General features: G+C 65.6%; 17 protein-coding genes. 4 read left to right on the plus strand and 13 right to left on the minus strand.

Annotation, left to right across the window (positions count from 1 at the left end):
• Window positions 1-9 precede the first annotated feature (9 nt).
• The 13 genes from recN to B6V72_RS13845 form a co-directional block, all read right to left on the minus strand.
• Window positions 10-1,659, minus strand: a complete 1,650-nt coding sequence (recN, locus tag B6V72_RS13785; protein WP_088722593.1) for a DNA repair protein RecN — start codon at window positions 1,657-1,659, stop codon at window positions 10-12.
• Window positions 1,660-1,680: 21 nt separating this feature from the next.
• Window positions 1,681-2,529, minus strand: coding sequence for an outer membrane protein assembly factor BamD (locus tag B6V72_RS13790; protein ID WP_075775738.1), 849 nt, complete (start codon window positions 2,527-2,529; stop codon window positions 1,681-1,683).
• Between the two features lie 179 nt (window positions 2,530-2,708).
• The gene (gene lpxC / locus B6V72_RS13795; RefSeq protein WP_088735818.1) at window positions 2,709-3,629 is read right to left on the minus strand and encodes a UDP-3-O-acyl-N-acetylglucosamine deacetylase; all 921 of its coding nucleotides are present in this window, start codon (window positions 3,627-3,629) and stop codon (window positions 2,709-2,711) included.
• A gap of 234 nt (window positions 3,630-3,863) precedes the next feature.
• The gene (gene ftsZ, locus B6V72_RS13800; RefSeq protein ID WP_088735819.1) at window positions 3,864-5,579 is read right to left on the minus strand and encodes a cell division protein FtsZ; all 1,716 of its coding nucleotides are present in this window, start codon (window positions 5,577-5,579) and stop codon (window positions 3,864-3,866) included.
• Between the two features lie 269 nt (window positions 5,580-5,848).
• Window positions 5,849-7,174: a cell division protein FtsA gene (gene ftsA, locus B6V72_RS13805; RefSeq protein WP_075775601.1), complete on the minus strand. Its 1,326-nt coding sequence runs from the start codon at window positions 7,172-7,174 to the stop codon at window positions 5,849-5,851.
• On the minus strand, window positions 7,171-8,136 hold the full coding sequence (locus B6V72_RS13810; protein WP_088735820.1) for a cell division protein FtsQ/DivIB: 966 nt from the start codon (window positions 8,134-8,136) through the stop codon (window positions 7,171-7,173). Before B6V72_RS13810 ends, ftsA begins: the two co-directional genes overlap by 4 nt.
• The gene (locus B6V72_RS13815) at window positions 8,124-9,038 is read right to left on the minus strand and encodes a D-alanine--D-alanine ligase (protein ID WP_088735821.1); all 915 of its coding nucleotides are present in this window, start codon (window positions 9,036-9,038) and stop codon (window positions 8,124-8,126) included. Before B6V72_RS13815 ends, B6V72_RS13810 begins: the two co-directional genes overlap by 13 nt.
• 66 nt (window positions 9,039-9,104) lie before the next feature.
• Window positions 9,105-10,037 (minus strand): UDP-N-acetylmuramate dehydrogenase, encoded by a 933-nt coding sequence (murB, locus tag B6V72_RS13820; RefSeq protein ID WP_075775603.1) that lies wholly within the window; start codon window positions 10,035-10,037, stop codon window positions 9,105-9,107.
• A 48-nt stretch (window positions 10,038-10,085) separates the two neighbouring features.
• The gene (locus B6V72_RS13825) at window positions 10,086-10,337 is read right to left on the minus strand and encodes a DUF2484 family protein (RefSeq protein ID WP_075775604.1); all 252 of its coding nucleotides are present in this window, start codon (window positions 10,335-10,337) and stop codon (window positions 10,086-10,088) included.
• The gene (locus B6V72_RS13830) at window positions 10,334-11,524 is read right to left on the minus strand and encodes an APC family permease (RefSeq protein WP_088735822.1); all 1,191 of its coding nucleotides are present in this window, start codon (window positions 11,522-11,524) and stop codon (window positions 10,334-10,336) included. The genes B6V72_RS13825 and B6V72_RS13830 overlap by 4 nt, the downstream gene beginning before the upstream one ends.
• An 84-nt stretch (window positions 11,525-11,608) precedes the next feature.
• A complete protein-coding gene (gene murC / locus B6V72_RS13835) occupies window positions 11,609-13,018 on the minus strand; it encodes a UDP-N-acetylmuramate--L-alanine ligase (RefSeq protein ID WP_075775606.1) in 1,410 nt (469 codons plus the stop codon).
• Window positions 13,015-14,118 carry a UDP-N-acetylglucosamine--N-acetylmuramyl-(pentapeptide) pyrophosphoryl-undecaprenol N-acetylglucosamine transferase gene (locus B6V72_RS13840; protein ID WP_088735823.1) on the minus strand — a complete coding sequence of 368 codons (1,104 nt, stop codon included), beginning with the start codon at window positions 14,116-14,118 and terminating at the stop codon, window positions 13,015-13,017. The genes murC and B6V72_RS13840 overlap by 4 nt, the downstream gene beginning before the upstream one ends.
• Window positions 14,119-14,136: 18 nt before the next feature.
• The gene (locus B6V72_RS13845) at window positions 14,137-15,303 is read right to left on the minus strand and encodes a putative peptidoglycan glycosyltransferase FtsW (protein WP_075775608.1); all 1,167 of its coding nucleotides are present in this window, start codon (window positions 15,301-15,303) and stop codon (window positions 14,137-14,139) included.
• Between the two features lie 315 nt (window positions 15,304-15,618).
• Here B6V72_RS13845 and B6V72_RS13855 point away from each other — a divergent pair, with 315 nt between their 5' ends.
• The 4 genes from B6V72_RS13855 to B6V72_RS13870 are packed head-to-tail and all read left to right on the plus strand — an operon-like array spanning window position 15,619 to window position 19,322.
• The gene (locus B6V72_RS13855) at window positions 15,619-16,275 is read left to right on the plus strand and encodes a TetR/AcrR family transcriptional regulator (protein ID WP_075775610.1); all 657 of its coding nucleotides are present in this window, start codon (window positions 15,619-15,621) and stop codon (window positions 16,273-16,275) included.
• Window positions 16,268-17,221 carry an HlyD family efflux transporter periplasmic adaptor subunit gene (locus tag B6V72_RS13860; protein ID WP_075775611.1) on the plus strand — a complete coding sequence of 318 codons (954 nt, stop codon included), beginning with the start codon at window positions 16,268-16,270 and terminating at the stop codon, window positions 17,219-17,221. The genes B6V72_RS13855 and B6V72_RS13860 overlap by 8 nt, the downstream gene beginning before the upstream one ends.
• Window positions 17,218-18,192, plus strand: a complete 975-nt coding sequence (locus B6V72_RS13865) for an ABC transporter ATP-binding protein (protein WP_088735825.1) — start codon at window positions 17,218-17,220, stop codon at window positions 18,190-18,192. The genes B6V72_RS13860 and B6V72_RS13865 overlap by 4 nt, the downstream gene beginning before the upstream one ends.
• Window positions 18,189-19,322 carry an ABC transporter permease gene (locus B6V72_RS13870; protein ID WP_088735826.1) on the plus strand — a complete coding sequence of 378 codons (1,134 nt, stop codon included), beginning with the start codon at window positions 18,189-18,191 and terminating at the stop codon, window positions 19,320-19,322. The genes B6V72_RS13865 and B6V72_RS13870 overlap by 4 nt, the downstream gene beginning before the upstream one ends.
• Window positions 19,323-19,371 lie beyond the last annotated feature (49 nt).

Here is a 19,371-nt window from a genome sequence, read left to right on the forward strand (position 1 = left end):
GGCGCTCCCCTACCCCTTCAGCAGGTCCAGCGCCGCAGCCTTAGCGGCGTCGGTGACTTCTGCGCCGGCGATCATCCGGGCGATCTCGTCGGTGCGCTCTGCTGTGGCCAGCGCGCGGACCTCGGACGTGGTCATGCCGTCAGTCACCGATTTCGCGACGCGGAAATGGGTGGCGCCACGGGCGGCGACCTGCGGAGAGTGGGTGACGACGAGGACTTGCGCCCCTTCGGCCAGCTTTGCGAGGCGGCGCCCCACGGCATCGGCGGTGGCTCCGCCCACGCCGCGGTCGATCTCGTCAAAGATCAGGGTCAGCGTATCGGTGCCGCGCGCGAGCACGACTTTCAGCGCCAGCAGGAAGCGCGACAGTTCGCCTCCGGAGGCAATCTTGTTGAGCGGGCCCGCCGGCGCGCCGGGGTTGGTGGCGACGGTGAAGCGCACGGTATCGGTGCCTTCCGGCCCGGGCTCGCCCTCGGACAGGCGCGTCTCGAACACGGCGCGGTCCATCTTCAGCGGAGCCAACTCGCCCGCCATCGCGGCATCGAGCTGCCCCGCGGCCTCGGCGCGCGCCTGCGACAGGGCCACGGCGGCCTTGTCATAGGTTGCACCGGCTTTCGCGAGGTCGGCTTCTAGCGCACCGATCCCCTCCTCGCCCGCGTCCAGCGCAGCAAGCTTCTCGCGCAGGCCTTCGGCGAAATCGGCCAGTTCATCGGCCAGCACGCCATGCTTGCGGGCCAAACCGCGGATCGCGAACAGACGTTCCTCGCAGGCCTCCAAGGCATGCGGGTCGAAATCGAGCGCATCAAGCGCGGTCTCCACGCCTTGGGCTGCCTCGCCCAATTCGAGGAACGCGCGCTCCAACGCCTCCAGCGGCGCGTCGAGTCGCCCTTCGGCCCGGTCCGCAGCGCCCTGCAGCCAGCGATCGGCGTCGCGCATCATCCCCTCCGCCCCTTCCGGGCCCAGAGCGGCAAAGGCGCGGGACACATCTTCGCGGATTTTTGCGGCACCCTGCATCAGGCGGCGCTGACCGTCGAGTTCGGCTTCCTCTCCGGGCTTGGGATCGAGCGAGTCGAATTCCTTCACGGCGTGGCGCAGGAATTCCTCTTCCTCTTTCACGGCCGCAAGTGAGCTACGCGCCGCCTCAAGCTTGCGCGCCGCAGCAGCGCGCGCTTTCCAGGCGGAGCGGGTGGCCTCCAGCAGCTCGGAATGGCCCGCGAAGGCATCGAGCAGCGCGCGGTGGCCGCGTTCGTTCAACAAGCCGCCATCGTCGGATTGACCGTGCAGTTCCACCAGCGAGGCAGAGACTTGCCGCAGCACGTCGCCGCTCGCCCGGCGGTCGTTGATCCACGCAGTCTTGCGCCCGTCGCGCGCATTCACCCGACGCAGGATCAACTCGTCAGTTACGGGAATGCCGGCCTCGGCCAGCACGTCGCGCGCGGGGTGATCGGAGGGCAGTTCGAACACCGCTGTCACCTCGCCCTGATCGGCGCCCTGACGCACGAGTTCCGCGCGCCCGCGCCAACCAAGGACGAAGCCCAGGCAATCGAGCAGGATCGACTTGCCCGCCCCGGTCTCGCCGGTCAGCACGTTGAGGCCGGGACCGAAGTCCAGCTCGAGCCTCTCGATAATCAGAATGTCGCGGATATCCAGCGAATGAAGCATGTCAGACCATGAGGGCCCAGATCAGAGCCACTTGCCCTGAATCACCTGTCGATACACGCTGGACAGCCACCCGTCGCCCTTCGCCTCGGGCTTCAACCCACGCCTTTGCAGCAGGTTGTACGCGTCCTGATAGAAGGGCGAGGACTGGAAGTTGTGGCCGAGGATCGCCGCGGCGGTCTGCGCCTGATCGGTGATGCCGAGCGCGAGATAGGCCTCCACCAGACGTTCCAGCGCCTCGGGCGTGTGGGTCGTCGTCTGGAACTGCTCCACCACAACGCGGAAGCGGTTGATCGCCGCCGTGTAGTTACCGCGCTTGAGGTAGTAGCGCCCGATCTCCATCTCCTTGCCGGCGAGGTGATCGAAGGCCAGGTCGAATTTCAGCATAGCCGACTGGGCATATTCGGAATCGGGGTATTTCTCGATCACGTCGCGCAGCGCCTGCAGCGCCTGGAAGGTCAGGCCCTGATCCCGGCCGACCTCGTCGATCTGATCGTAATAGCTGAGCGCCAGAAGATACTGCGCATAGGCCGCGTCTTCGTCCCCCGGATAGGTGTCGAGGAATCGCTGCGCCGAGGCGCGGGCTTCTTCGTAATTCTTCGCCTTGTGCTGAGCATAGGCTTCCATGATCAACGCGCGCTTGGCCCATTGCGAATAGGGGTAAAGCCGCTCGACCTCGGAGAAATATTTCAGCGCGGTGTTGGGACGCCGCGGATTGCCGACCTCGAGCTCGTATTCGCCGCGCTCGTAGATTTGCTTGGCCGTGAAGTTTTCGAGGTTCGGTGCTTTGTTCGGATCAGGACCGCAGGCGGAAAGCGCCATAACAAGACCAAGAGCCCCGAGTTTCGCTGCCGCTAATTTGCCGCGCGCCATGCCCTGCCCCATCCCTCTTTCGTTGCCGGAGAAAGGCCCCGGACCCGTCAATCACTGCCCCGGTTCGGAGGCCGTTCGGCATGTCCTAGCACAGAAAAATCCGGGGCGCAAAATGCCTTTGCGGGTTTTGATGCCCCTTTTCCCGATGCCCGCGAACCCGTGACCGGGCCGCGATGCGTTCAGGCCGATGCCAGTGCCGCTGCCGAGCATACACCAGCTCCGGGCAGGCTGTAAGCCTGTGCGGGCGAGCAGGTTTCCCAGCACCACGCATCGGGGCGCGCAAACAGCGCCCGCAGAAGCTGGTTCGTCATCGCGTGACCCGCGCGGTTGCCGCGATACCGCCCGAGGATCGGCGCGCCCGCGAGCGCGAGATCGCCAAGCGCGTCGAGCATCTTGTGGCGCACGGGTTCGTCAGCGTGACGCAAACCGCCGGGGCTCAGAACCTTGTCGCCATCGACGACCACGGCATTCTCGAAGGTGCCGCCGAGGCTCAGCCCCTTCTCGCGCATCGCATCGACATCGGCGAGGCGGCAGAAGGTGCGGCTGTCCATCAGCTCGCGCACGAAGGCGCCGTTGGCCATCTTGAGACGCTTGCTCTGACGGCCAATGGCGGCGTCGGTGAAGTCGATCGCGAAATCGATCTCGAGGCTGGCGGCCGGTTCGAGCCGCGCGACGGCCTTGCCGTTGCGCACTTCGACTGGCTTGAGGATGCGGATCGCGCGCAGTTCCGCGGCGAGGTGCCGCAGACCGGCTTCGCAGAACTCGGCGACGAACGGGGCCGAAGAGCCATCGAGGATCGGCACTTCAGGCCCGTCGAGCGAGATCAGCGCATTGTGAATGCCCGAACCGACGAGTGCCGCCATCAGATGCTCGATCGTCGAGACCTGGACGCCATCCTCGTTTTCGATCAGCGTGCAGAGCGTCGCGCTCGGCACGTTGCTCCACAAGGCGGATACGCGGGGGTTCACGCCGGACACATCGGTGCGACGGAACACGATGCCATGGCCCGACGGCGCCGGATGCACATGCATCTCGACCGGGGCGCCCGAATGGAGCCCAACGCCGGAAAAGGCCACGGATTTGGCAAGCGTCGTCTGCACGATAGACCTCACAACTTTTTTCTCTGGCGATCAACGAACACACGGGTTCGGGAGCCGCAGCATCAGTTAGTCAGAGAGGGCGCGGTTAACAATTCACTCTTTGTAACGGCCTGAAACATTGCGACCGTGATCTGGCGGAACACCGCGTATGAGGACGTAAACCTTTGTTCTCCAATAGAAAAGGGCCCGCTCGCGCAGGCCCTTTTCGATGTTTCGTGAAGTCTTTGTGACCGATTAATTCGCCTGACGACGCAGGAATGCCGGGATCTCGATGCGATCCTGATCGTCGGATTGCTCGTCATCGTAGGCTTCCGCGCGCGGCTGAGCGGTCTGCGGACGCTGCTGCTGGGGCTGCGGCGCAGGCTGCTGCGGAGCGTGCTGCTGCGGCGCGTGGCCCTGCTCGCCATGGCCGTGACCGGTCATGCGGTTGATCAGCGAGTTGATTCCGAAACGCGGACGCTCTGCCTGCGGCTGCGGCTGCTGCTGCGCTGCGGGGCGAGTCGCAGCCATCGGACGCTGCGCGGGCGCGTTCGACGGGGTCTTGTTCACCGCCGCCTCGAGGCGACGCAGCGCCTCCGGCGAAGGGGTGCCGGGCTGACGCGGACGCGGTGCGACATAGTCATGCGCGCCGTCTTCGACATGCAGGTCCTGCGTCGGCGCAGACTGCGGACGGTAGGCCGGCGGCGGCAGATCGTCGGCGGCCTCGTGGGCGCGCGGCTGATCCATCGTGGCGCGCGCCGCGGGCGCATCGAACAGGGTCCGCTCTTGCGCGGTCTGCTGCGGTTGTGGCGCAGGCTGCGGGGCTGCCTGAGCGGCCGGCGCGTGCTGCGGCGCAGGCTGCGGTGCCGGTTGCGGTGCCGGTTGCGGCGCCGGAGTGGCGGCTGCGGCGGGTGCATGCTCGATGGTGGCCTCGGCTGCGGTTTCCGCGGGCTTCAGCGGCTCGGCCAGCGAGCGGCGCGGCACCGGGATTTCCGCCGGGCTCGCCAGCGCGTCGATGCCGGTCGCGACGACGGAGACGCGCATCGCGCCTTCCATCTCGGGATCCAGCGTCGAACCCACGATGATGTTTGCGTCCGGGTCGACCTCTTCGCGGATCCGGTTCGCCGCCTCGTCGAGTTCGAACAGCGTCAGGTCGTAGCCGCCGGTGATGTTGATCAGCACGCCTTTCGCGCCCTTGAGCGAGATCTCGTCGAGCAGCGGGTTCGCGATCGCCTTCTCGGCCGCCTGAACCGCGCGATCCTCGCCGGTGGCTTCGCCGGTGCCCATCATTGCCTTGCCCATCTCGTCCATCACCGCGCGCACGTCGGCGAAGTCGAGGTTGATGAGGCCCGGGCGGACCATCAGGTCGGTCACGCCTTTCACGCCCTGATACAGAACGTCGTCGGCCATCGAGAAGGCTTCGGTGAAGGTGGTTTTCTCGTTGGCCAGACGGAACAGGTTCTGGTTCGGAATGATGATCAGCGTGTCGACGACCTTCTGGAGCTCCTCGAGGCCCTGCTCGGCCTGACGCATCCGCTTGGAGCCTTCGAACTGGAAGGGCTTGGTCACGACGCCAACGGTCAGCACGCCAAGCTCGCGCGCGGCCTGCGCGATGATCGGCGCCGCGCCGGTGCCGGTGCCACCGCCCATGCCGGCGGTGATGAAGCACATATGCGCACCGGCAAGGTGATCGACGATCGCCTCGATGCTCTCTTCGGCCGCGGCCGCGCCCACCGTGGGACGCGCGCCTGCGCCCAGCCCCTCGGTGACCTTGGTGCCCATCTGGACCCGGGCCTGCGACTTGGACTGCTGCAGCGCCTGAGCGTCGGTATTCGCGACCACGAACTCCACGCCCTCGAGCTGCTGCTCGATCATGTTGTTGACCGCGTTCCCGCCCGCGCCCCCGACGCCGAATACGGTGATCCGGGGCTTGAGGTCCTCGTGCTCTGACATCATCAAATTCAACGCCATGTGGTATGTCCGCCTGTTGTTGCTGCCCGACCCTGTCCCAGGCCGATTTCGATGGAAATTAGACCGATTTTAGCGATGAATCGCCGCAGCGTCACGCAAAAAACCGTCCCGAACCACAAAATCTGGAGCTCCAGATTCCGTGACCAGCGGTATTTCGCGCAAACGTCAGGATATTGTGTGGATCGTGCGGTCAGACCGCCGCCGCTACGCGAACTTGAAGTTCGCGCGACAGGCGTCTGAGATCAGTCGATTTTCACTTTTGCAACATTTCACCAATTATCGCGGAACCAGCGGATGGCCCGGCGCAGCGAGCGCCCGCCCAGCGTTTCGGGCGGCATTTCGAAATCCCACCATTCGTCTTGCGGATGCGCCGCGAAAAGCGAGAGCCCCACCACGGAAGAGAAACCCGCCCCGGTCGCGGCCTGCGGCAGCCCCTGCACCCGCATCGGTCGCCCGAGCCTTACATTCTGGCCGAGGATTCGCGCAGCCAGCCCGTCGAGGCCGGGGATCTGGCTCGCCCCGCCGGTCAGCACGATCTGCTTCGAGGGCAGATGCTCGAACCCTGCGGCATCGAGGATCGCACGCACGTCTTCGAGGATTTCCTCGACGCGCGGACGCATGATGCCGATCAGCTCGGCCCGGCTTACCTGGCGGCGATCCTTCTCCCAGTCGCCGGAGTCGCCGCCCAGCTCGATCATCTCGCGATCGTCCATGCCGGTAGCCACGACGCCGCCGTGGAAGGTCTTGATCCGCTCGGCCACCGACATCGGCACCCGCAACCCCGCCGCGATGTCGCGGGTGACATGCTCGCCACCCAGACGCACCGCGTCGGCATAGATCATGTGCTTCTTCATGAAGATCGACACGCCGGTCGCACCGCCGCCCATGTCGATGCAGGCAGCGCCCAGTTCCTGCTCGTCTTCGACAAGGCTGGAGACGCCGGAAACATAGGCCGAACTCGCAATACCCGCGAGTTCGAGATCACAGCGCCGGATGCAGTAAATCAGGTTCTGGATCGCAGTGTCGGAGACGGTCAGCAAATGCATGTCGACCGCGAGCCGTTGCCCCGCATGGCCCCGCGGATCAGCCAGACCCGAGCGATGGTCGAGCGCGAAGTTCACTGGCTGCGCATGGAGCACTTCGCGCCCTGCCCCGAGCGGTGGGATATCGCACGACGCCAACACGCGGCTCACATCCACCTCGGTGACCTGATCGCCCTGCACTTCGATCTCACCGGCGAGACCATAGGAGCGCGGTTCGGCGCCCGCGAAACAGGCGATGACGTGATCGACACGGGTATTGGCCATCTTCTGCGCCGCCTGCACGGCGGTCCGGATCGCGCGTTCGGTCTCTGCCATCGCGTCGATCTCGCCGAAGCGCACCCCGCGCGAGCGCGTCGTCGCGGCCCCGATCACACGCACGGAGGCGTGACCCGCCAGCGAGCCTTCATCCTCGGTCCCGTTGGGATTGTCGAACTTCAGAACGAGGCAGGCGATCTTGGAACTGCCGACATCGAGGAGCGCGATCACGCCCCGTTGCATCGCTGCCTTACGCATGTTGCGCATTGCGCGCTGGAACTCGTAGAGATCGGTCATTGCGTGGCCCTCGCTTTGAGAATGTCTGACTGCACCCGGCGGAATTCGGCGAGCGCGTTATCGCTGAGCCGGATCGTCGGACGGTCCTTGTTTCGAAAATCAATCACGGTGAAATCGCGGGCGAGCAGATCCTCGGCGGTATTGAGCGCGAGGATGCGGTCGAGAGCGGCGACGGGATCGGTCTCGGGGAGCATGATGCGCTGATCGTGATCGAGCACCATGTCCCAGCGCCGCTCGCCCAACCGCTCCAGCCCGCGCAGGCGCGGCAGGATCGGACCGGCATCGGCGATGATCTCCAGCGCCTCGGGCACCGCCTTGTCCGCGCCCATGCCGGAAATCACCGGCAGATCGGGGCGCGCGTCGCGCGAAATCAGCGTGGCGACCCGGTGGCCGGAGGCGTCGAGCATTTCCAGACCCGCTGGCTGCCGCCAGAGGATCGCGGGCACGCGCTCGGTCACGTCGGCCTCGAGCACGCCACCGGGGCGGATCACGAGGCGCGCATCGGCCACCGCATCGAGCCGGCGGATCGTATCGCGATAGGCATCAAGGTCGATGTCGAAGCTGGACGCGGGCAGCCCCACCGGCAGCATCGCGCGCACGGCATGCGCGACCTCGGGGCTCGCACCCTCGATCTTGAGCAGCTTGACCATGAATTCGGGGCGATGCTCGATCGCGTCCTTCACATCCTGCACCTGCGCGACCAGCTCGGCGCGGCGGCCGGGATCGCCGAGCCATACCCCAAGGCCCGCAACGATCAACACGAGCGGAAGGCCGATCCGGGTGAAGGCGCGCACGGCGGGCGTCAGCCACAGCCGTTCGAGCTTGAAAGCGAGCCGCGACGGCGCGGGATCGCGGCGCGCGGGACGTTTGGAGCGTTGGTAAACGCGAGGAGCCATGCCGCCCGAGGGGCCTTTGCGATGCCCGGGGGCTTCGCGCGGCGGGGTCCCGTTCAGCGGCCGCATGAGGCGTCCTCCACCAACCAGGCGCAAAGCTCCGGGAAGTCGATGCCGCAATGGGCCGCCTGTTCGGGCGAAAGCGAGGTGGGCGTCATGCCGGGCTGGGTGTTGGTTTCCAGCAGCACGAGACCGGCGAGCCCCCTGCCCTCGTCCCAGCGGAAATCGGTACGCGAGAGGCCCCGGCAGCCCAGCACCTGATGTGCGCGAATTGCGTAATCGAGACAGGCTTCGGTGATCTCGACGGGGATTTCGGCGGGAAGGACGTGACGCGATCCGCCGGGGCGGTATTTCGCGTCATAGTCGTACCAGCCCTCGGTGATGATTTCGGTCACGCAGAGCGCGCGCTCGCCCATCACGGAAACGGTCAATTCGCGGCCCGGGGCGTAGGTCTCGACCATCACCTCTTCGGGCATCTCGGCCGACAGCTGCGGCGGAGAATTCGCGCCGTCCATCACCAGGTAGACGCCGACGGACGATCCTTCGTTATTCGGCTTCACGACGTAGGGCGCGGGCAGCACGTGCCGCGCCATTACATCCGCCCTGGAGGCGATCACCGATTGCACGATGGGCAGGTTCGCGGCGGCATAGGCCTGCTTGGCGCGGGCCTTGTCCATGGCCAGCGCAGAGGCCAGAACGCCGGAATGAGTATAGGGGATACGGAGCCATTCGAGCATGCCCTGAACGCAGCCATCTTCGCCCCAGCGACCGTGCAAAGCATTGAAAACACAGTCAGGCGCGGCATCGTTCAGCCGTTGCGGAAGATCCTCTCCCGCGTCGATCTCGATCACTTCGAAACCCGCCGTGCGCAATGCCTTGGCGCATTCGCGCCCCGAGGACAGAGACACCTCCCGCTCAGCAGAAGGGCCGCCCAGAAGAACCGCCACACGGTGGGATGCCCTGCTCGACATACCCGCTACTTTCGCCTCATGCGGGGGTTGGCCCCCGTCCGGTAATTGCGTTGCAGGGTGGAGGTCTTATGCCTCGAATTCTCCTACACGCATGATTTCCCACTCTAGCGAAATTCCGCTCGATTGCACAACCTTTTTGCGCACCTCTTCCCCGAGATTTTCGAGATCGGCCGCGGTCGCCCCGCCAGTGTTGATCAGAAAGTTACTGTGTTTTTCCGACATTTGCGCGCCGCCGATGCGCGCGCCGCGCATGCCGGCGTCGTCGATGACCTTCCACGCCTTCAACTCATGCGTGTCATCGGCGCGTCCCGTCGAGGAAAAGCCCGCCGGGTTGCGGAAGGTCGATCCGGCGGTGCGCTCCTTGGTGGGTTGGGTCGCGTCGCGCTTGGCCAGCTGTTCAGCCATATGCGCCTCGAGCGCCGCCGGATCGCCGGGTTCGGCGCGGAAAGTCGCGCCCGTCAGCACCCAGCCCTCGGGCAGATCGCTCTGACGATAGGCGAAGTTCAGATCGGCGGGCGTGAGCGTGACCCGCTGCCCTGCCCGCGTGATCGCACGCGCTTCGATCAGGTGGTCGGCCACGTAACTGCCGTAGCAGCCCGCGTTCATCCGCACTGCGCCACCAATCGCCCCGGGGATCGTGCGCAGGAAGGTCAGATCGAGCCCCGCCTGCGCAGCTTTGCGCGCGACATGGGCGTCCAGCGCCGCCGCACCTGCGGTGACGGTCTCGCCCTCGCAGGCGATGCCGTTGAAACCGCGCCCCATGCGGATCACCACCGCGCGCAGACCGCCATCACGCACGATCAGGTTCGAGCCGACGCCCATCGGGAAGACCGCGATCTCTTCGGGCAGGCCTTTCAGGAAGGCGGCAAGGTCATCCTCGTCGGCAGGCTGGAACAGCCAGTCGGCCGGGCCGCCCACGCGAAGCCAGGTCAGCGAGTCAAGCGGACGGTTCGGCGTCAGAGCGCCGCGCGGAGTATAGGTCGAGGGGCAATCGGTCATGGCGCGTTTCGTAGCCTCGCGCGCGGGGCGAAGCAAGCGATCGTGAGCTCACTCAGCGGTGTCGCGCGTGCCGCGCAGCGCCCGGACGAGGAAAATGACCGGCCAGCGCAGCACGGACATCCCGCCCGCCATGACCAGCAGCCCCCAGATCGGACCGTTCTGATAGGTCACCCAGCCGACCAGCGGCACCCCCACCGCGATCAGCCCCCACGCGCCCGGCCAATGAAACCGCCGCGGCCCCATCGCGATCAGCGTGGCTATGAGCGCCCAGACACAAGCGAGAAAGAGCGAGACGGTCATGAGAAACCTCCCAAGGCTGCAATCAGGGCCGCTCCGGCGACCAATGCGCCCACCACCGGAACCGCCATCGGCACCTTGAACGGCGCATAGTCGGACCGGCTTTTCAGCGCGACGAGCGACAAGTTAACAAGAAGGAAGACGCCCAGAAGCACCTTCGAGGTAATACCGGCCAATTGCTCGACCGGGGCGGCGAGCGCAAGCGCAATCATCGCCACGCCGCAAAGAAGTGTCGCGAGAACCGGCGTGCCAAAGCGCGGATGCGCCTGATGAAAAACCGAAAGCGCGGGGCTGCGGCGACCGAGACCGAACAGCACGCGCGCCGCCATCACCACCTGCGCGAGCACCCCGTTCAGCGCCGCCGCCACCGCGATCGCGGCGAGGATTCCGGGCGCGTGCCCCGCCGATTGCCAAACCAGCGCCAGCGGCTGTTCGGAGCGGGCGAGATCGGCCAGCGGCACCGCACGCACGGCGGCATAGCTCACGGTCAGATACAGAACGGCGGTGATCGCGAGCGCGGCGAGGATCGCGCGCGGCATGTCACGGATGGGGTCGCGCATCTCCTCGGACATGTTCACCATGTCCTCGAAACCAATGAAGGCGAAGAAAGCGAGCGAGGCGGCCGCCGCGATCCCGGCCCAGTGCGGCGCGGGCAGCGGCATGAGATCGGGGCTCGGATCGGCGGAGAGCCCCGCCCAGATGACCAGCGCGAGCCCGACCACCTCGACCAGCGTCAGCGCCGCGGCGAGACCGACGGATTCGAGCACGCCGAGGCATGCGACGCCGATCAGCGCCAGCCCGAAGGCGATCATCACGCCCTCGACCGGCAACGGCACCAGCAGCGTCATGTACCCCGCCCCACCGCGCAGCACCGCCGCCGCGGAGACCGTGCCTGCCACGACAATGCCCAGACCCACGATCAGAGCCAGCGCATGGCTGCGCAGCCCTTCCTCGACATAGGCCGCCTCCCCGGCGGCTTCGGGGATGCGCGAAGAGAGTTCGGCATAGGAAAGCGCCGAGGGGGCCGCGATCAGCCCCGCAAGCACGAAGGCCAGCGGCGCCCAGATCCCTGCCTGCGCGGCGACCGCGCCGACCAGCACGTAGATACCCGCGCCCACCATGACGCCGACCCCGTAGCCGGTCATCAGCCACGGACCCAATCGACGTTTCAGATGCGCCTCGTCACGCATAGCGCGGCTTTCCTTGCCCACATGAGACGACGTGGCAGCGCCGCAAGCCTTTTGGATGTCGTGCCGGGTCACCCCGGCGCCTGCTCAGCCCCCCAGCTTCGCAGGCAGGTTGTTCGCCCAGGTCGAGATCGTCCCCGCCCCGAGGCAGACGACGATATCGCCGGGACGCGCCTGTTCACGCACCAGCCGGGCCAGATCATCTTCCGACAAGATGGCACGAGCATGACGGTGACCATGCGCGATCAGACCGGCGACCAGATCGTCGCGCGTCGCCCCCTCGATCGGCTCCTCGCCCGCCGAGAAGACCTCGGCGATGGCGACCACATCGGCCTCGTTGAAACAGGTGCAGAAATCGTCGAACAGCGAATGCAGACGCGAATATCGGTGCGGCTGGTGGACCGCGATCACACGCGCACCGGGCTTCACCGCCTGACGCGCCGCTTTCAGCACCGCGGCGATCTCGACCGGGTGGTGACCGTAATCGTCGATGATCGTCACCCCGCCTAGCACGTCGCCCACCTTGGTGAAGCGCCGGTTCACACCGCCGAAGCCCGCAAGCGCCTCCTTGATCTCGCCCATCTTCATCCCGAGGTGGCGCGCCACCGCGACGGCGGCCAGCGCGTTCGAGACGTTATGATCGCCCGGCATCGGCAGCGTACAGCCCTCGATCACCGGCTTGCCCTCTTCGCCCTGCAGCGCAATGTCGAAATGCGCGACGCCCGCCTCGTAATGCAGGTTGATCGCGCGGATATCGGCCTGCGCGTTGAAGCCGAAAGTCACGACGCGGCGGTCATTGAGCTTGCCGACCAGCGTCTGCACCTCTGGATGATCGGTGCAGCAGACAGCCAACCCGTAGAACGGGATGTTCGAAACGAAATCGTAGAAGCCCTTGCGCAGCGCGTCGAAGGACCCCCAGTGCTCCATATGCTCGGGGTCGATATTGGTCACGATGGCGATGGTCGCGGGCAGACGGTTGAACGAGCCGTCGCTTTCGTCGGCCTCCACCACCATCCACTCGCCCGCGCCTGCGCGCGCATTCGAGCCATAGGCGTGGATGATCCCGCCATTGATCACGGTCGGGTCGAAATTGCCCTTGTCCAGAAGCGTCGCGACCAGTGTCGTGGTCGTCGTCTTGCCGTGGGTACCGCCGATCGCGATGTTCGATTTCAGGCGCATCAGCTCGGCCAGCATCTCGGCGCGGCGCACGACCGGAAGACCGCGGCGGCGCGCTTCTTCCAGCTCGGGATTGCCCGGCTTGATCGCGGTGGAGATCACCACGACTCCAGCCTCCCCGATATTCTCGGCGCGCTGGCCTTCGAAGATGGTCGCGCCCAGCGTGGCCAGGCGGTCGGTGATTTTCGAGGATTTCGCATCCGAGCCCTGAACCGTGAAGCCCTGCGTCATCAGTACTTCGGCGATGCCGGACATGCCAATCCCGCCGATACCGACGAAATGGATGGGGCCGAGTTCTCCGGGCAGTTTGGTCGCGTTCATTGAGTCTTTCCTGCTAGGTCTTCGACGAGGGCGACAAGCCGCTCGGTGGCGTCCGGCACCCCGTAGGAGAGGGCCGCGCGCGACATCTGCAGCGCGCCCTCGGGGTTGTCCAGCACCAGTGAAATTTGATCCGCGAGGCTCTCTGCCGAGAGCTGGCTTTCGGGGATGGTGATCGCGCCGCCGGTCTTCGCGAGACCGCGCGCATTGGCCGCTTGGTGATCGCCAGCGGCGGCGGCATATGGGATCAGGATCGCGGGCCGCCCGATGACGGAGATATCCGCGACCGATGATGCGCCCGCGCGCGAGATCACCAGCTGACATTCGCTGAGGCGGCGCGGCACGTCGTTGAAGAAAGGTTCGACCTCGGCGGTGATGCCTGCAGCCTCATAGGCGGCCACGACCCGGTCGAGATCTTCGGGGCGCGCCTGATGGGAGACGCGCAGATTGGCGCGAGCGGCTTCGGGCAGGCTCGCCATCGCGGCCGGAACCGTGTCAGACAGGATGCGCGCGCCCTGCGAGCCGCCGATCACGAGGACCGACATCGGGTAATCGCCCGGTGGAATATAGGCAGCCCCCGCACGCTCCAGTACGGAAGCCCGCACCGGATTGCCCGTGTGCTCGCCCTGCACGCCCTCGGGCAGATCGGTCGGCCAGGTGCCGCAGGCGAAGCGGTTCACCCTCTTGGCGAAGACGCGGTTCACCTTGCCCATGATGCCGTTCTGTTCGTGGATCGCACGCGGAATGCCGAGCGCGACCGCCGAGGACAGCGCCGGGATCGTCGGATAGCCGCCGAAACCCACGACCACCGACGGCTTGTCCGACAGGTTCTTGCGGATGGCCGAGGCCACACCGCCCGCGATCTTGAAGGGCACGCCCAGCTTGCCGAGCGCCCCGCCGCGCGCGAAGGTCGCCGAGGCGATCTGCTCCACCGTCACCGTATGGGGAAAGCCGCCCGCGTAGCGCGCGCCGCGCGCATCCGTGGATAGCTTGACGCGCCAGCCCCGGCGCACCATCGCCTCGGCCAGCGCCTGTGCGGGGAACATGTGCCCGCCGGTGCCGCCAGCGGCGATCAGCAGTAGCGGGGTCGTGTCCTTGGCCATGTCCCCCTCCTGAGGGTTTTAGCGACCGCGCCGGGCGAGAATATCCGAAATCTGCCCCTGCGGCCGGGTCCGAGTCAGCGCGAGCAACATACCCACCGCAATCCCCGAAGCAATGACCGAAGAGCCCCCGTAACTGACGAACGGCAAAGTCATGCCTTTCGCGGGCAGAAGGCGCACCGCGACGCCCATGTTGATGATCGCCTGAACGCCGAAGGCGCATGCCAGACCCGCGCCTGCGAGCCGGGTGAACGGGTCGCGCTCGCGCATCAGGCGCAGCAGCGACCGGATCACGACCGTCGCGTAGAGCGCGATGATGACGAGGACAAGGATGAGGCCGTATTCCTCGGCGGCGACCGCGATGATGAAGTCGGTATGCGCATCGGGCAGCGACCATTTCACCGACCCCTGCCCGACGCCCACGCCGAAGAATCCGCCCTCCTGGATGGCGTTCGTCGCGTAGCCGATCTGGGTGCGCGGGTCGACATCCGTCGACAGGAACCCGTTGATCCGGCGCGCGAAGTGTTCCGAGAAGTTATAGGCGAAGAAGCCGCCTGCGACGGTCATCGCCCCGATCCCCGTCAGCAGCGCGATCGGCGCGCCCGAGATGAAATACATCACCGACCAGGCGAAGAGCACCAGCGAGGCCTGACCGAAGTCGGGCTGCAGCGCGAGCGCCACGACGATGATCACCATCAGCAGGAAGGAATAGAGCCGCCCCTTCGGCCCGCCGACCTCATGCGCTGCAGCCATGAACCAGCCGGTGATGATGACGAAACCGGGCTTGAGGAATTCGGAGGGCTGGATCGAGGCGAAGCCGAAGGAATACCAGCGCACCGCGCCCTTGCCGAAATCGGTACCCAGCACCGGCAGCAACATCACCGCGATGAACGCGCCCACGAAGCCGATCACGCCGAGCCTGCGCACCTGTTTCGGATCGAGCATCGAGATGCCCAGCATCACGCACAGCGCCAACACGCCGAAGGCCGCCTGTCGTTTCACGTAATAGAAGGGCTCGAGTCCGTTGCGCTCTGCCAGCGGCACCGAGGCTGCGAGCCCCAGAAGCATGCCAAGGCCGAACAACGCCAAAACGGCGCCGAGCGCCCATTTGTCGATCGTGCGCCACCATTTCGGTAAGACGGGTTCACCGACCCGCACGGGGACGGTGCCGAATGCCATTTCTGTCATGGGCTATACTGCCGTTACTGCCTCGAATACGCCCGTTTTCCGGGTCTGAATGGAATCGTAGCCCAAAAGCTTTGAGATGACTAGGAAAATTCAACTGCGAAGCGATCACTCGGCGATGATCGGCAAGGGCAGGCGCGATGGCCACCGCTCTCAGGTCAGGTCAAGCTCCTCGAGGATGCGCGGGAGCTTCTTCTTGATCTTGAAGAAACCGGCCGTGGCCGGCAGCGAGCCCTACTCTTTCGCGGACTGCATTGAACCGGCGAGGAAGTATTCAAGGTTATTGCTACTGACTGACCGGTCAGTTACTTTCCTTTCATGACGACCTCCGACTCGCCCGAGCCCAAATTCCGCCGTCGCGCCGAGGCGCGGCCCGACGAGGTGCTCGACGCGGCCCTCACGCTCTTCGAAGAGAAGGGATACGCTCATACGTCCGTGGCCCAGATCGCCAAGACCGCAGGGCTCTCCAAGGGGGCGGTCTACCTCTATTTCCCCTCGAAACAGGCCATTCTCGAAGGCTTGGTGCGGCGGGCTGTCTCTCCGATCGCCGCGCGGGCGCAAGCCCTTGTCGAGCTGAGCTCCGACGACGCGCGCGGCACGTTGCGCGCGCTGTTCTCGCTGATCGCGACCTCGCTTTCGGACCCGAAGGTGTTGGCGATCCCCAAGGTCGTGATCCGCGAAGCCGTCGTCGCCCCCGAGATCGCCGCGATGTATCGGCGCGAGGTGTTCGACCACGTCCTGCCCGCAGCGACTGAAATGGTGCGGCAGGGCATCGCGTCAGGCCAACTACGCCCGGTCGATCCCGAACTGACCCTGCGCTCGGTCATCGGTCCGATCGTCGTGCATCTCTTGCTTGCGGAAATCTTCAACGTCGTGCCGGAGGGGGGGCTCGCGATCGACCAGTTGATCGAGAACCACCTCGATATCCTGTTCCACGGCGTTTTCCTGTCCACAGAAGGTTCGACCGATGCTTGATACCATCCTCGCCTGGATCAGCGCACTGCTCGCCGCGATCATTCCCGGCTACGGGGACGCCCCGGTGCCGCATTACTCGGGCTATGTCGAAGGCGAATACGTCTACGTCGCCCCGTCAGTCACCGGACGCATCAAGACGCTGGCGGTGGTGGAAGGCGACACCGTGAAGGCCGACCAGTTCCTGTTCGACATGGATTCGACCAAGCAGCAGGCTGCGGTCCGCGCCGCCGAAGCCAAGATCGGGACCGCAAGCGCCAATCTGAACAACCTCGAAACCGGCTCTCGCGACCCGGAGATCGAGGTAATCAAGGCCTCGCTGGAACAGGCCATCGCGCATCGCAATCTCGCGGAATCCGCTTTGAAGCGCACCGAAGATCTGTTCGCCCGCGAGATCGTCGCGCAGGCCAAGGTGGATGTCGACCGCGCTGCGCTCGAAGAGGCCGAGGCGCAGGTCGCCCAACTCAAGGCACAGCTCGAAGTGGCCGCCCTGCCCGCGCGCAGCGCACAGCTTCTGGCTGCCCAGAAAACCCTCGAGGCAGCACAGGCCGATGCCGATCTCGCGCGGTCGCAACTCGATGACATGACGGTCGCCGCGCCGGTGGAGGGGCGGATCGAGACGGTCTATTACAAGGCCGGGGAAGTGGCCGCAGCGGGGGCGCCCGTGCTGTCGATCCTGCCGCCAAACGCGCTCAAGGTCCTGTTCTTCCTGCCCGAGGCCGAGCGCGCCGACTTTGCGCTCGGCGATCAGCTGGAGATGGAATGCGACGGCTGTGACACCGGCATCAAGGTGACGATCAGCAAGATGGCTTCCGAGCCGCAATACACGCCGCCAATCATCTATTCCCGCGAAGAACGGTCGCGGCTCGTGTTCCGCGCCGAGGCGCGCATTCCTGCGGGCGCGACGCTCCTGCCCGGCCAGCCGGTCAGCCTGAGGCGAGTGAAATGACCACGACGCCGGCTGCGATCTCCGAGACCGAGCCCGCGATCGAGGTGCGCGGGCTGACGAAAATCTATGGTGGCAAGAAGGTCGTGGACGCGGTGGACATGTCGGTGCCGAAAGGCGCGATCTACGGCTTTATCGGACCCAACGGTTCGGGCAAGACCACCACGATCCGGATGATGTGCGCCCTGCTCACCCCCGATGGTGGCGAAGGTCACACCCTTGGCTACGACATCCGCAAGGACGCGCGCCTGATCAAGGAAAACGTCGGCTACATGACGCAGAAGTTCTCGCTCTATGGCGATCTGACGATCCGCGAGAACCTCGATTTCATGGCGCGGATGTATCGGGTGAAAAACCGCAAGAAGGTGGTGGACGAGACGTTGCGCACGCTCGGCCTCGAGGGGCGCGGCAAGCAGTTGGCAGGCACGCTGTCGGGGGGCTGGAAACAGCGCCTCGCGCTGGCTGCGTGCATGCAGCACAAACCCGCGCTCCTCTTGCTCGACGAACCCACCGCCGGGGTCGACCCGAAGGCGCGACGCGACTTCTGGGACGAGATCCGCCAGCTCAGCAAGCAGGGCGTCACGGTGCTGGTCTCGACGCATTACATGGATGAGGCGGTGCAATGCGACTACATCGCCTATATCGCCTACGGGAAGAAGCTGATCGACGGGCCGGCGGCCGAGATCCCCCATCAGGTCGGCCTGACCACCTGGCGGGTCTCCGGCCGCGATCTGATCCAGCTAGAAGACGATCTGCGCGCCGATCCCAGGGTCGAACAGGTGGCGCGGTTCGGCGCCCAGCTTCATGTCTCCTCGACCGACAGCGCCGGGCTTGACGCGGTCGTCGCTGAAAAGCGGAACGAAAACGACGCACGCAAATGGGAGAAGAAAGAGGCCGAGCTTGAAGAGGTCTTCATCTACCTGATGGCGACAGCGGCCGACAATTTCGGTGTCAACGGAGGCCCCTCCGCATGAGCTGGTTCTCTCTGTCGCGTTTCGGAGCGGTGCTCTACAAGGAATTCATCCAGATGCGGCGCGACCGGATGACCTTCGCGATGATGATCGGCATCCCGATCCTGCAGCTGATCATGTTCGGCTACATCATCAATTCCGACCCGCATCACCTGCCGACCCTGATCGAGATGGCCGACGAGAGTCCGGTGGCGCGCGCGGTGCTGTCAGGCATGGAAACCTCGGATTACTTCAAATTCGAGGGCATCGTGACCAGCGCCGAAGAGGGTGATCGCGCGCTTCGCGACGGCACCGCGAATTTCGTCGTGGTCATTCCGCCCAATTTCGAACGCGACATCGTGCGGGGCCTCTCGCCGAAGCTGCTGGTCAGCGCCGATGCCTCCGACCCGACGGCGGTGGGGACGGCCGTAGGCGCCCTGTCGGGGATCGTCGACACCGCGGTGAAGCAAACGTTCGAGGGCCCCCTCGCCCCGGTCGCAGGGCAGTCGCCGCCGTTCTCGGTCGTCGTGCACAAGCAATTCAACCCGGCAGGCGAAACCTCCCTGAACATCGTGCCGGGGCTGATCGCCGTGATCCTCGCGATGACCATGGTGCTGATCACGGCCATCGCGATCGTACGAGAGACGGAGCGCGGCACGATGGAGACCCTGATCGCTACACCAGTCCGACCGCTCGAGGTGATGCTGGGCAAGATCCTGCCCTATGTTGTGATCGGCTACATCCAGACCATAGTGTTCCTGATCGCCGGGAAGCTTCTGTTCGGGGTGCCGTTCCTCGGATCGGGTCTGGCCTTCTTCATCGGCTTCAACCTCTACATCGTGGTGAACCTCGCCCTCGGCTTCCTGATCTCGACCCTCGTGCGCACCCAGATGCAGGCGATGCAGGCGAGCTTCATGACGATCCTGCCCACGATCCTGCTCTCGGGTTTCATGTTCCCCTATGCAGGCATGCCCGGCTGGGCACAGGTAATCGGCGCGGCGATCCCGGCCACGCATTTCCTGCGGATCGTGCGCAAGGTGATGCTCAAAGGCGCCCACCTGGCCGACATCACCGGCGACCTGCGCGCGATCCTGATCATCGGCGTGGCGATCATCGTCATCTCGCTGCTGCGCTACCGGCAGACGCTGGATTGATGCCGATCCAGCGAATGAAATCAGATCGAAGATCGTAAACCGCTGGAAC

The organism is Thioclava sp. F34-6 (assembly GCF_002213235.1).
Classification (GTDB): Bacteria; Pseudomonadota; Alphaproteobacteria; order Rhodobacterales; family Rhodobacteraceae; genus Thioclava; species Thioclava nitratireducens.

Coding starts and splice junctions, on each gene's coding strand:
- recN (WP_088722593.1), bottom strand. CDS start 1,659: ATGCTTCATTCGCTGGATATCCGCGACATTCTGATTATCGAGAGGCTC.
- B6V72_RS13860 (WP_075775611.1), top strand. CDS start 16,268: ATGCTTGATACCATCCTCGCCTGGATCAGCGCACTGCTCGCCGCGATC.
- murC (WP_075775606.1), bottom strand. CDS start 13,018: ATGAACGCGACCAAACTGCCCGGAGAACTCGGCCCCATCCATTTCGTC.
- B6V72_RS13855 (WP_075775610.1), top strand. CDS start 15,619: ATGACGACCTCCGACTCGCCCGAGCCCAAATTCCGCCGTCGCGCCGAG.
- B6V72_RS13840 (WP_088735823.1), bottom strand. CDS start 14,118: ATGGCCAAGGACACGACCCCGCTACTGCTGATCGCCGCTGGCGGCACC.
- ftsA (WP_075775601.1), bottom strand. CDS start 7,174: ATGACCGATCTCTACGAGTTCCAGCGCGCAATGCGCAACATGCGTAAG.
- B6V72_RS13815 (WP_088735821.1), bottom strand. CDS start 9,038: ATGTCGAGCAGGGCATCCCACCGTGTGGCGGTTCTTCTGGGCGGCCCT.
- B6V72_RS13790 (WP_075775738.1), bottom strand. CDS start 2,529: ATGGCGCGCGGCAAATTAGCGGCAGCGAAACTCGGGGCTCTTGGTCTT.
- B6V72_RS13845 (WP_075775608.1), bottom strand. CDS start 15,303: ATGACAGAAATGGCATTCGGCACCGTCCCCGTGCGGGTCGGTGAACCC.
- B6V72_RS13865 (WP_088735825.1), top strand. CDS start 17,218: ATGACCACGACGCCGGCTGCGATCTCCGAGACCGAGCCCGCGATCGAG.
- B6V72_RS13870 (WP_088735826.1), top strand. CDS start 18,189: ATGAGCTGGTTCTCTCTGTCGCGTTTCGGAGCGGTGCTCTACAAGGAA.
- B6V72_RS13810 (WP_088735820.1), bottom strand. CDS start 8,136: ATGCGGCCGCTGAACGGGACCCCGCCGCGCGAAGCCCCCGGGCATCGC.
- murB (WP_075775603.1), bottom strand. CDS start 10,037: ATGACCGATTGCCCCTCGACCTATACTCCGCGCGGCGCTCTGACGCCG.
- B6V72_RS13825 (WP_075775604.1), bottom strand. CDS start 10,337: ATGACCGTCTCGCTCTTTCTCGCTTGTGTCTGGGCGCTCATAGCCACG.
- ftsZ (WP_088735819.1), bottom strand. CDS start 5,579: ATGGCGTTGAATTTGATGATGTCAGAGCACGAGGACCTCAAGCCCCGG.
- B6V72_RS13830 (WP_088735822.1), bottom strand. CDS start 11,524: ATGCGTGACGAGGCGCATCTGAAACGTCGATTGGGTCCGTGGCTGATG.